The organism is Alienimonas sp. DA493, from assembly GCF_043951915.1.
In the GTDB taxonomy this organism is placed as follows: domain Bacteria; phylum Planctomycetota; class Planctomycetia; order Planctomycetales; family Planctomycetaceae; genus Alienimonas.
The window spans coordinates 1-12,369 of sequence record NZ_JBINJD010000149.1 but is presented as its reverse complement, the minus strand read 5'-3'; the positions used below and the strand labels follow the sequence as shown (position 1 = coordinate 12,369).

Below are 12,369 nucleotides of genomic sequence, written 5' to 3'. Positions count from 1 at the left end.
CGGCGACCGCCGCCGCGTCCGCCCCGGCGTGGGGCAGCAGACTCAGGCCAACCCTCGCGTCGCCGAAGTCCCGCACGACCACCTCGCACCGCCCGCCCTCCGGCAGCGCGTCAGCGGATACCGGGGCGACGCCGTCGTGGCCGGTCGGAACGACCTCCGACTCGGTCGGACCGGCGGCGGTGACTTTGACGAACGCGAGCGGCGGGGCCTCGGGGCCGGCGTCATCGGCGCGAACCGCGAGGATCGAACCGGCCTGCAGCCCGGCTAGCGCCCCTCCCTCCACCCACCACACGCCGCCCCGCTGCGTCAGTTGCGGGGCCGGCGGATCGGCCGGGGCACCCGTTTCCAGCACCGCCCGGTCCAGCGGACCGGCGAAGAAGGGCGTCGGTCCGTGGGAGCCTCGATCCGCCCGGTATTGCGCCAACAGACGCCGGCCAAGTCCGCGATAGGTTGTTACCCCGCCGCCCGACAGCACTGTGCAGAGGGTGTGCGTGAACACGCCGTGATAGTTGTCCGGCAGGTCCGGAGCGTCGAACGGGATACGCGTCTCCGGCGCCGTCTCGAAAGCCTGCGCCGCGTAGAAGGCCACCACCGACCCACCGCCCTCCGCTCGACTCATGCCCGTGCCGGCCAGTCCCGCTTGCTCCCCGGAGACTCCCCCCGCCGCGGCGCCGGTTGCCGAAGACTCGCCCGCCGTCGGCATTGCTCCTGCTGATTCGGGAGCGGCGTCGCGCAGGCTTTCGACCTTCGCGGCGGCGGCCTGCAGCGCCGCCGACGACGGCCCGACGGCGGCGGCGGGTACGCCCCGCGTCCGCTCCCGCGAGTCGGCCGACCGCGTCATCGTGCCGGAATGGCAGCAATCGAACAGGATCCACACGTGCGCCCCCCGCGCCTCTAGCCGATCCAGCCAGCGGCCGAACTCGTCGTCCCGCAGGGCCCGGCCGGCCCGGGACGCAGGGACCTCGTCGTTGGCGATACTCTCCTCGGTCGCCGGTCGGTAATCGGCGGGGAGGAAAGCTTCATCAAACCCGTCCGGCTCCGGGTTCGCCGGATCCAGCGGGTCGATCTGAGCTGCGGGGATCGGCAATCGCGTCCCATGCCCGGCTAATAAGATGACGATCCGGTCCCCGGACTCAGTGGCGGCGATCAGCCGCTCGAAGGCGGCGGCGATGTTCTCAGCCGTCGGTCGGGCGGCAGGATTGTCCGGCCAACCGGCTAACCGCATGACGTTCCGCTCCTCAAAGCCAAAGTGCTTTCGCAGGAGCTCCGCGAACAGCTGCACGTCGTTCGCGGGCCCGAGCAGATCCTGGTCGAACGTCTCGTAATCCGAGCAACCGATTAATAGCGCCCGACCGACCCCCGAGCTGCTCGACAGAATCTCGGGCGACGTATCCGGCGGTTGGACCGGTAGGAGCCCCAGCGCGAGGGTCAAAATTGTGACGGCGGGCGGCATATCGGGTGAGGAGCCGGAGGAAACTGGGAGAGTGCAGGGGAAAAGGCCTATACCGGAGCGGCGGGGAGTCGGCCGGTGCATCCGTCAGTTACTAGTCAGGTGGTTTGTCCTCACGCGGACGGGCGATGTGCAGCTTCAGGATGATGGTCGGCGAGCAGTGCGGCGGTGTCCACATCTTCAAGAGCGGATTCTTCGTGCCGCCGGGGCCACCGGCCTCGCCGCCGCGACGAGAATTACCGCTATCGTCGGGTGCCGCCACTCTCGCGCCCCGGATCAATCCACTCATTGGACCTCCCAGCCAGTCGCGGGAGATCGGGAAGCGGGGACCGCCGGGTCGTCGGGGAGGCGTTGAGCCGCAATGTCAACGCCAGCTTTGGGATTCGATTGACATTTTCGACGCTGGTCTCGCTAGAGTGTATAGCGGCCGGAAGGCAAGGACGCTCTCGGACCCACTCGCACGACGTGGCGGATAGGGTCCGCAGGCAAATCGAAGGGAATTCGCCGGCACCCCGTTCCCTAAGCCCGCATCGACGATGTTCGTGTCCTTTCCCTGGCCGCCCCGTGCGAGCCGGCGTCTCTGCGGCGTTCGTCTTTGCGGCTGGGGGCTCCTCTGCGGCGGCCTCCTCTGGTGGGGCGCGACCGCGGCCGCCGATCCGCCCGCGACGTCGCCGGAGGCGAACCCGGCCGACGCGAACGTCGCCCGCGGGACACGGTTGCTCACCGACGTCGGCCCGGACGGCGAGGCGACTCCCCGCGGCGCCGTCGACCCAGCCGCGCTGCGGTACGGGCGCTGCTGGGCGGTCGTGGTGGGGATCGACTACGACTACACTTCCGAGGACATGTCGGAGCAGGACCGCAAGGACCTGCGTGACAACGGCGTGACGCCGTTACGCAACGCCGAGCACGACGCCCGGGCCGTCCGCGACGCGCTGCTGCGGTTGGAGGGGTACAGCGAGGAGACCGTCGAACTGTTGACCGGGGCGGAGGCGGAGAAGGGCTCCATTCTGAGCGTGGTCGAGGGCGTCGCCGGCAAGACCGAGCCCGGGGACAGCCTGCTCTTTTATTTCGCCGGCCACGGAAAATCGCCGGAGTCCGACCCCGCCGTGAAGGAGGCGGCTCTGCTGCCGTGGAAATTATATCTCTACGACGGGGCGATCACTCCCTCGTCCTACCTCGGTTGGAGTGCCATTTCGGAGGTGCTCGAGAACGCCGACGCAAAGCATCGATTGGTGGTGCTGGACAGTTGCCACTCCGGCGCCATGTTCAAAGACGCTGCGGATCGGGGGGCGAGCCGCTCCGCGGGCGTCGATCCGAAGTTATTCGCCGCGGAGATCACCTACGGGATCGCCTCGACGGAGGCCGACGCCACGGCCGCCGACGGGGCCGACGGCCATTCTCCGTTCGCCCAAGCGTTTGTTTCCAACCTAAACGACCACCGCACTGGGGCACTGGGAGCCCGCCGGCTGGCCGCAGGCGTCTACGACGCGATGCGGGATGGGCGGGTGAAGCAGAAATTGGTCAGCGGACCACTGACTAAGGGGCGGGACGGCGAGTTTTACTTTTTCGGGTCCGGCACCTCGCCGATCACTCGGGAGGGACCAGACGCGACGCTCGCCGGGCTGCCGGGACTCAGCGGGCTGTGGTGGTTTGAGGAGACCCCCTGGCTGCTGCCCTCGTTGCGGACCGACGCGCAGTTCGCCGCCGCCGTGCGTCCCCGCCTGCGGGTGACGGTGCGGCCGGTTCAGCCGGACGCCGAGGGGACCGAGGACGCGGCGGGAGCCTCCCGGGGCGGGGCGGCGGCGCCCTGCCCGTGGGAGCATCCGGCCCCCGCGGACCTGCTGGCGACGATGTGGGAGGACGTCGCCGCCTACGCCAACGATCGCCCTCTACAGGAGGAGTACGATCTGGCGAACGTCGTTTGGGAGCTGCGCAGCTTCGGCTGGGAGTCCGCGGACGACGCGGCCCAAGGCCGATTGATCGCGGAGGCGGACGCCGTGGGAGACGCGCACCTGTCCGCTGCGGTCCGGCATCGACTCGGCCGGGCCGAGGCCGGCGAGGCGTACGAGCGGGCGTTGTTCGAACTGCGCCGGAGCCGGCCGGGAACGGACCGGTCGGAGGCCGACCGGCACGCCCACGTCGCCGCGCAGGCCCTCTGCCGGGCGGACTACGCCCGCTGGTTGCAAGGGGTCGATCGCCCCCGGGAGGCGCTCCGCGAAGCCAACCGCGGATTGTCGGAGGCTGCGCGGCTGTCGGATCCGCTGCCCCTGCTGGAGATCGAGCTCCTCTGCCTGCGGGCCTTGGCACGCCGCGATCTCTCCGACTGGGACGACGCGCGGGCCGATTACGACGCCGCCCGCCGGCGCGCCGACGAACTGCCGGAGGGGCACCCCCTGCGGGCTCACGTGCGGGAGCGGACGGCGTGGCTGTTGATGGACCAGTGGCGGCTGGGCGAGGCGGCGAAGTTCTTCGAGGAGGCCCGGGATCTTCGTGCTCGCACCGAACTCGAAGCCGCCCCCGGCTCCGACGCCGGCCTTGCTTCAAAGCTCCTGAAACTGCACGACGCGCACGGGCTGGCGATGGCCCGCCGATTCGCCGGGCAGCTGGACCCCGCCCGGCAGGGCTACCAATCGGTGCTTGAGGAGTTGTCCGACCTGCCCGCCGGCGACGCCCGCGGCCGCGAACTGCTCGCCCTCCGCCGGACGAATACGGCCGAGCGACTCGCTGACAGCCTGCTGTTCGCCCCCGTCCCCAAAGTTGAACTGGCCGCCGAGGCGCTCGGCAAGGCGTTCCAACAACTCGACTCCCTGCCGCCGATTGAACGCTCGGCCGTTCAGCCCCGCCTGCTGTGCAAGCGGGCAATCGTGCACGCGATGCTAGGCAGCGGCGACCGGGCCGAGGCCGACCTACGCGAGGCCGGCGCCGTGATTGCGGCACTGCTCCCCTCGCAGCGGGCGGAAGCGGAGCTGTACCGCACTGTCGCGGGGGCGGCCGTGTGCCTGGAGAAAAACGGCTGCGGGCCGGACGGTGCCGGCGGGGAGCGAATCGCGGCGCTCCGCGCCCTGCTGGAGGACGTCGACCGGCGTCGCCTGGAGGAGGAGCGGGTTCTGAAGGGCACGGAACTGGAACCGCTGCTGGCGGTGGGGCGGGCGTTGCTCGCCGCCCAATCGAAGGCCGCCTCCGACCTCACCGCGTCCGAGCAGGACCGGAAGGCCGCCGCCCTCGCCGCCCGATCCGACGCCGCCGCCCTCTACGGTCTGATCCCGCCGAGCTACCTCAACGAAGATTCCGTCCGCTTCCTACGCCCGTTCCTGGAGGCGACGCTCCAGGCGCGACTGGACGACGACACCGGCGTCCTCGCTCAGCTTTGGGAAGACGTGCTCCGGGCGAAGACCGGCTCGCCCAGCCTACTGTTGCCGGTCGATCGGGCGACCATCCTGTTCCTATTGTACGATACGGACGGCGTGGCCTTATTCCGCGGCGCCGGCGGCGGATGGCGGCTGTTTCAATTGGCAGTCGGTCGGGCCGCTCTGAAGGGCGAGGCTCCGGTCGATCTCCCGGACGAATTGGTGACGGCCATGAAGGAGGCGGGCGGGGGCGTCGCTCACTGGGAGGACGTCGTCTATCCCCCCGCCAGCCGCCCGTCACTGCCACCCGGGTGGACTTTCCACGAAACGCCCGATTCCGGCGAGCGCGCTGACAGGAACCGCCCCTGAGCGCCTGGCCTTTTCCGGTGGACGCCAGTGCGCGACCCTTTATCGCCCCTTACGGCGGCAATGGAGGGCCGACGCGGGCGGCCGGTCGGGTGTGGCAGAATCCCGTTAGCTGGCAACAGCATAGAGACCTGTCGTAGCAATCTCAGAGGTGCGCATTCGACAAGAATTGTCCCGCGGGAGCGTGCACAGCAACACCGACAGGGTCATTTGCGCTCCGCTCTTCAACTGACCCGCCAATCCGACACCGAAGTGCTCTGCAGGCCTAGTGCTCCGTCACTCGACGACCTTCGGGTAGAGCGACTTCAGTTTAATTCGGGCCTGCTCGGTCGTGAACTGCCAGTCCACGCCGGTTTGCGCGCGGTTGCGGGCCGCCGCCCACGCCGCGGCTTCGCGTTCGACCGTCTCCAGCTCCGCGATCCGCCGGCCCAGGCACTGGCGCGTCAGCACGCTCAGTTCGCACTCGGCCATGTTCAGCCAGGAGCCGTGCTTGGGCGTGTGGACCAGCTCGATCTTCCGGGCCAGTCGGCGCGCCTCCGCCGGCGGAAACGCTTTATAAAACGAGGCGACCGCGTGCGTGTTTAGCTGGTCGCAGACCAGCGTGATCCGCTCGGCTCCCGCGTAGCGGGGATGATCGACCAGATCGCGGACCTGCCGGGCCCACTCCACAGCGGTCTTCCTGGTCGTGGCCCGGACGCTCCGCCAGCCGCCCAGCGGCTCGCTGAACATCCACACGCAGCCCACGCCGCGGCGGACGTACTCGCAGTCGACCTTCGCCGGCGAGCCCGGTCGCGTCGCCAGCGGCCGGCGGACTTCGGCGATCAATTGCTTCGGCTGCTCGTCCATGCCGATCACAGGAAACCGCGGGTCGTACGGCCGGCGATGCACGTCCAAGACCCACTCCATGTCCGCCACGAAGTACGCGTTGCATCGGGGCGGCACGCACCACTGCTTTTTCAGCCACGGCTTCACCGAGTTTTTTTCAAAACCCGCCGGACGGTCTCGTGCGAGACCGCCTCCACGACCTCCAACTCCACCAGCCGGCTCGCCAGCAGCCGCAGGCTCCACCGCGCTCGGCCCTCCGGCGGGGTCGAGCAGGCCAACTTGATCAGTTCGGCCTCGGCCGCCCCGTCCAAGAGCGGTTCGATCTTACGGACGTGCGGCCGGGGCTTCAGCGACTCGATCGGGCCGTCCTCGCAGGCCCGCTTCCGCCAGCTTTCCAAGCTGCGCGTCGTCACGCCCAGCGCCGCGGCGACGTCGGCGTCCTTCCAGCCGGGGCCGCCTTCGCCCTGATCGCACAGCAGAAACGCCCGGGCCCGAGCCAGCTTGCGGGCCGCGGCGGTCCCCCTGCGCGTCATCGCATCCAGCGCGGCCCGCTCCTCGGCGGTCAGGCACAGCACGTACTTTTTGGCCATCGATCGGTCCTTCCCAGCGAAACTCCCCCGCCCAGGAGAATACACCCGAAGTACTCGTGATGACACAGCACTAGGTTCTGTCTCACGAATCGTCGCCGCGTAGAATCGCCGCCCGCCGAATCAGAAGAAGGAGCGAGCGGCGTCGATGGTGCGGCGGTACGAGTTGACGGACGGCCAGTGGGGACTGGTGAAAGAGGCGTTGCCCGAGAACGGCCGGCGGGGTGGCCAGTGGCGAGATCACCGGACCGTGCTCAACGGCGTGCTGTGGGCGTTGCACACCGGGGCGCAGTGGCGGGAGGTTCCCGACCGTTGCGGGCCGTGACAGACCGTCCACGGCCGGTTCGCCCGCTGGGCGAAGGACGGCACGCTGCTGAAGATTCTCGAGCTCTGCGACTGGGGCTCGACGAGCGGGGGCGGATCGACGCGGATCTGTGGTACGTGGACGCGACGGTCGTCCGGGCCTTGCGGTCGGCTGCGGGCGCCCGCCGGGGGGGAAAGGCGGCGGCCGAACCGAGGGATCACGCCCTGGGCCGCAGCCGGGGCGGGTACGGCACGAAAGTGCATCTCATCTGCGACAGCGTCGGCGTGCCGCTGGCGGTCAAACTGACGGGTGGGCAGGCCCACGTGCCGACGCGGCTTGGTCCTCGGTTGAGCGGGTTCGGCTGCCGCGGCCGGGCGGCGGCCGACCCCGCACCCGGTCGACGGTGCTGGCCGGCGATAAAGGCTACAGCGACCCGCGGATCCGCTAATACCTGCGAGGCCGCGGCGTGAAGGCCGTCATTCCGACCCGCAAAAATCAGCGACGAACCCCCGCTTCGACAAGTCGACCTACCGCCGCCGCAACGCCGTCGTGCGCTGCGTCGGCTGGCTCAAGGAAAATTGGCGGGTCGGCACGCGCTTCGAGAGGCTGGGCCTGCATTTCCTCGGCATGGTCCACCTCGCGATCATCTGCAGGTATTTAGGACTGCTGGATTCGTGAGACAGAATCTAGCCATAAATGCCCTGCCAAACGACATTCATACCACCATTGCAGCCGACGAGCAGCGCGAGTTTCGTTGGCGGTGCCGCTTTCTGTCCGCGCGGGCTGCATCGCTAGGGGGGACGGCAGCGTAGACCGACGGGATCGCGGGAGCAGCATTGGCCATTCCAAGGCTCGCTAATGAGAAAGAGGTGAGAGCGAACGAATGACGCCCGCCTGCGAGGCAGACGGGCGTCGTGCGAAACGGTGCGGAACCGATAGGATGAGGGTTCGCGGTCAGTTCGTTGTCAGGTGATAGTCCGCGTGATCGCCGTAAAACTTGACCAGGATCGTGTAATCGCCGTCGCCGTCCCAGTGGACGGAGGCCCGTGAAGACGGCGAAGTATCCGCGGCCACCTGGTGGCCCCAGCGGTTCAGGACGATCAGATCTAGATCAATTCGGCCGCCGTGGTAATGCTCGGGGTGAACTTCCGCGTGATTATGTCCGTGGAAGTGGACGTGGCGGTACGTCACGGTCTGCCCTCCGTGGATGTGCCCCTCGAAGCTGTGCGGATGGGGATAACCGCCCCTGGGCTTTTCGGCGAGCTTCTTTTTCAAGCGGAGGATGGCACCATCGAGATCCGTCATGCCTTCTGACTTCGCCATCTCTTCCGCGGCGGCGAGCACCCCTGCGGCGTCGTTACGGCCGTCCTCCTTTGGCGGCTCGCCGCCTTCCACGGACACGCCCGGAGCTGGTTTGCCCGAGGTGGGGTTGTCGTGCAGGATCTCCGCCGCGGCGAGCAGCGCCGCCGGGGATTTCTCCGTCACGCCGTACTCCACCAACTGCTGCGCGAGGGCGATGTTCCGTACAGCCCGACCCGCGGCGGTCTCTTCCGCTTTAGCCTCGGGGGCGGCGTCAGCGGCGGGAGCGTCCGCCCCGTCTTGGGCGAAGACTGGCAGCCCGAAGACGAAGGCGAGGCAGACTGACAGGGGCGCCCGCATGAGGGAACTGATCATGAATCACACTTTCGAGGGGGTGGATCTGCAAATGTGAATTTGCAGAGAGAAGTTGATTCCCGCTCGCCCGACAAATGGCGAACTAGAACCGGGCACACGCCTCCCTGCGTTCGGACGTCGCCTCAAGAAATACGACGCCGCACGTGATCCTGCTCGACCGCGTGCGCCGTCGCAACGGAGGAAATCGATTCTTTCCAGGTTTTTCGTTCGGCCGGAGCGAAGCTCCCCGTTCGCCGTCACCAATGCGGACTTATCAGCCCTCTTCACGGCCCCGTCAAATAGTGACGAGCTGGTCCGTCGCCCAGAGGCCCGCCGCGGTGCATTCAGCGCGCGGGGCAAGATGACGTCGCTCCGCCCGAACTGAATATGAGCGGTGGCGTCTTCGACAAGCCGCTGGGGTATTGAACAGCCGCGGCAATGTTACGACGGAAGAACTGACGTGGCTGCTGAGGTATTCGAGGGCAAATACCCTCTGAGGATTCGGGGCCGTGACTCGGGCGTGAAGCAACTGGCTCAGGCAAAGTTCTTCGCGATCCGTGCCGTATTTCTGACGTCTTGCGGTGACTTGGCCGTGGCTCCCGACCGGCAGCGACCTGCAGGACCGACCCGCGGTGGCGACCACTGTCTCCCAGAGCGCATGAATCAATCTAAACCAGTCGGATACACTGCGCGACGCGGAATCCTCACGATGGCCGGCACGTAAAAACAAGACTTCGCCGCGATCGAATCTGGGCGAGGCGGGGTCCTCCTGCCCAACGCGTTCGATCAGCTCCTGACCCGCTCCCTTAGTCCTTCGCTCACGTCGCTTGCTGACCAATGGCTCAACTCCTCCGCAGTGGTTGGCCCAAACCGCCGTTGCAGTTCTTGGCGCAATTCCACACCGGCTCTCCGGCTGAAGGCGTGCAGTGCCGGCACCTGCTTCTCCATGCGGGGCAGTCCGCCGCAGTTGTTGGACGAAGAAACATTGGCCATGCGGCCGTTGCCGGCATAGGGGTTACTTGCCGCCCCGTCGCGGGCGGCGCTGCTGTGAGACGCGGAGCGGGTTGGTTTTTGCGCCCCTGACCCTGCTGACAGGCGGGCCGTCCGCCATACCCAAACTCCGCGTCCATGGCCTCGCGGCTCACGCCGAAGCAGCCGTAGATCTGCCGGCGGAGCCATTCCGGATCCTTCAGCAGGTCCGCCGAAACTTTGCCTCGAGGTTCCCCGTCGCTCCGCGGCTGCCGTAGTCCGGCTGCTCGGTATCTATAGGACAGGCTCGCATTCAACTTCGGCATGAGGCCTCCTTCGAGCTTGGGGGACGGCGGTCTAGGCGGTAAGCGAGCCCAGTCGCTTGAGGCTGACGAGGGCGGAGGAAACCAGCCGGTCCCGCCGTTTCAGCTCTCGCAGGTCCGCGGCCAACCTCTTCGCCTCGGCGGCGGACCCTCCGTTCGCGGTGTGGTGCTTAGTCGGGGCGGAGACTCTTCTCTTCGGAACGGAAAGAGCGGAAAACGTAGGTTCGACGGACGCCGGACCGTCGGCAGTCAGTTGGGCGGCATGCTCCGCCGGAATCGGATCGTCGGCCAATGTGGCGAAGGCCAGCGTGGCCCCGCCGGGGAGGGGGCGTCCCTGCTGGTCGACATGCGGCAGCGGACCGACTCTTCCGGCCCGTTCAGCGCCCACTGCCCGCAGCTGACTGCCATGGCCCAGGGCGGCGGACCGTCGGTCGGTTACCCAGTTCGCGCCGCCGCGGGTTTCGGGAGACGTCGTCAGCCCCCCGGGACGCCGCCCTCCTCGGCAGTCCGGATCAGCAGCGTATCGCCCGCCGCCTCCGGCGTGACCGGGCACCGGTCGGTGCCGGCATCCGGCAGGCAGGCTAACCGGTCGGCGAAGGCGGCGTCCGTCCAAGAAAGCGTTACGCCGGCCCAGTTGTCGCAGCCGGGAACAACCCGGTCGAGGTCCGGGAACCGGTCCTGCTTCGAACTCCGACTTCGGCTGCCGGCACGGAGCGGTGTTGTGCCGTCCGGAGCAGGTCCGTCGACGGGTCGAGGAGGGCGGCGGAAACCCGGTCAGCCTGACCAGGAAACCCCCTCTCGCGGCCCGTTTGACCAGCTTTGAACGAGACCCGGCGGGAGCGAACGCGACGGGACGCGACTGGGTGAGAACGCTGGAACGGATCTGAAAATGCCGTACGATCCGCCTCTCACCCCTTCACACAGCAGTGAGACGCTCCCTTCCCCGGCGGACCCGACGGGCAGATTCACACGGTGGAAGTCGCAGGTTCGAATCCCGCCGCGCCCAATTGTCGTCAGTTCCCGCCGCCTCAACGATCGAGGCAACACCCGTCAGCAGACGGGGGCGTCCCAAGAGCGGGGTTTCGTGATCAACTGATTAGGGACCGGCGTAACAGAATCCTCCGTCTTACCCCGGCCCAAGAAACGCGTCCCCGGCCTCTCCCGTCATGAGGCCACCGGCCGGGCGCAGTGTCACCGACGGGGGAAGGACCACGACTTCGGTCAGTATGAGATGGACGAGGCGGAGAGGGTCTTTCGGCAATTCATCGCCGAGGTGAGGTCCACGAGGAGTCGGACGTGGTCCCGCTGTCCGCCGGCGTGCGGAAACCGGCGGCCCGCCGACCGCCCGCCGGCCCGGGGGAGTCGCTGACGGCCTCCGGGCTGCTGCTCCGGTTCAAGGAGTGGGCCGAGAGGTACTACGTCGACGAGGACGGTAAGCCGACGCGGACTCTCGACAACCTCCGTCTGAGTCTGCGGCTGTGGCGGGAGCGGTACGGCCCCACCCCCGTCGCGGACTTCGGCCCGGTCCGGCTGGCGGAACTCTGGGAGGAGATGATCGCCGCCGGGCTCGCCCGCACGACTATCAACTCCCGCGTCGGGGCCGTGAAGCGGGCCGGGAAGTGGGCCGTCTCCCGCGAACTAGGCGGTGTGGATAAAGCCATCACAGCGCGGCGACGACGGCCGCGAACCAGCACATGCCGAGGAACGCTTCGGTCCGCTTTTCGTAGCGGGTGGCGACTCTGCGAAACTGCTTGAGCCGTCCGAAGAACCGCTCCACGACGTTGCGGCGGCGGTACGCTGCCGCGTCGTGGGGGATCGGGACGCGGCGATACGGGCCCGCGTTGGGCTCCCGTCGTAGGCTCGGTCGGCCACGACCATGCCGGGCCGCAGGCCCGACAGCAGCGCCGGCACGGCGGTCGCGTCGCCGGCCTGCCCCGCGGTCAGGCACAGCCGCACCGGCCGCCCCGCGGCGTCGACGGCGGCGTGCAGCTGGGTCATCAACCCGCCGCGGCTGCGGCCGAGCCGGCGGCGATCGTCGGCGGCTTTTTTCCCTCGCCCGGCAGGCGGCGGGAGCCGCTGGCCTGCGGGTGAGCCCGGACGCTCGTGCTGTCGAGGTGCAGCTCGGCCAAGTCCGCGTCGTCCAGCGCCGCGGCGAGCCGCTCCCACCGGCCCTCCCTCGCCCAGTGGCTGAAGCGGCGCCAGGCGCTGTTCCAGTTCCCCAGCCGCGGCGGCAGGTCCCGCCACGGCACGCCCGTTTTGGCGACGAACAGGACGGCGTTCAGGAACCGCCGGTCGTCGGCGCCGGGCTGGCCGCCGCGGGGCAGCAGCGGCTCGAGCATCGCCCGCTGCTCGTCGTCAACTCGTAACGGTGGCGGGACATCCGGGGCGGATCCGTCGCGGCGGGAGGACCGCCGCAGCCTGCCGCCCCACAGCCGCTTTATCTACACCGCCTAGTGGAGCGTTGCAGCTGATCCGAATAGATGGATATTCTCCGCGGCGGTTTCCCCACGGAGGATTCTTCATGGCCCCGCCTCATAAGGTCGCG

6 protein-coding genes and 1 pseudogene are annotated in these 12,369 nt (G+C 68.5%); 3 read left to right on the top strand and 4 right to left on the bottom strand.

The window, feature by feature from the left end:
* A partial coding sequence (locus tag ACG2DA_RS18105) for a caspase family protein (protein WP_395257403.1) occupies nt 1-1,453 on the bottom strand: 1,453 nt, incomplete at its 3' end.
* Between the two features lie 539 nt (nt 1,454-1,992).
* Between ACG2DA_RS18105 and ACG2DA_RS18100 the strand changes: the two genes are divergently transcribed.
* Entirely contained in the window at nt 1,993-5,166 is a 3,174-nt protein-coding gene (locus ACG2DA_RS18100) for a caspase family protein (protein WP_395257401.1), read from the top strand.
* 273 nt (nt 5,167-5,439) lie between these two features.
* Here the strand turns inward: ACG2DA_RS18100 and ACG2DA_RS18095 are convergent.
* Nucleotides 5,440-6,578 (bottom strand): IS630 family transposase gene (locus ACG2DA_RS18095; RefSeq protein ID WP_395257399.1). Its coding sequence is split into 2 segments (ribosomal slippage): nt 5,440-6,146 and nt 6,146-6,578, totalling 1,140 coding nucleotides; the frame shifts between segments, so codons are not numbered across the junction.
* A 145-nt stretch (nt 6,579-6,723) separates the two neighbouring features.
* Between ACG2DA_RS18095 and ACG2DA_RS18090 the strand changes: the two genes are divergently transcribed.
* The gene (locus ACG2DA_RS18090; protein ID WP_395257397.1) at nt 6,724-6,900 is read left to right on the top strand and encodes a transposase; all 177 of its coding nucleotides are present in this window, start codon (nt 6,724-6,726) and stop codon (nt 6,898-6,900) included.
* Nucleotides 6,901-7,833: 933 nt separating this feature from the next.
* Here ACG2DA_RS18090 and ACG2DA_RS18085 read toward each other — a convergent pair.
* Nucleotides 7,834-8,553, bottom strand: coding sequence for a hypothetical protein (locus ACG2DA_RS18085; protein ID WP_395257395.1), 720 nt, complete (start codon nt 8,551-8,553; stop codon nt 7,834-7,836).
* Nucleotides 8,554-11,120: 2,567 nt separating this feature from the next.
* On the opposite strand from ACG2DA_RS18085, the gene ACG2DA_RS18080 reads away from it, so the two are divergent.
* Nucleotides 11,121-11,579, top strand: coding sequence for a hypothetical protein (locus ACG2DA_RS18080; RefSeq protein WP_395257405.1), 459 nt, complete (start codon nt 11,121-11,123; stop codon nt 11,577-11,579).
* Here the strand turns inward: ACG2DA_RS18080 and ACG2DA_RS18075 are convergent.
* A pseudogene (locus ACG2DA_RS18075) lies at nt 11,485-12,163 on the bottom strand (IS5 family transposase). The gene ACG2DA_RS18080 and the pseudogene ACG2DA_RS18075 sit on opposite strands and share 95 nt — an antisense overlap.
* Between the last annotated feature and the right edge of the window lie 206 nt (nt 12,164-12,369).

Coding starts and splice junctions, on each gene's coding strand:
- ACG2DA_RS18090 (WP_395257397.1), top strand. CDS start 6,724: ATGGTGCGGCGGTACGAGTTGACGGACGGCCAGTGGGGACTGGTGAAA.
- ACG2DA_RS18085 (WP_395257395.1), bottom strand. CDS start 8,553: ATGATCAGTTCCCTCATGCGGGCGCCCCTGTCAGTCTGCCTCGCCTTC.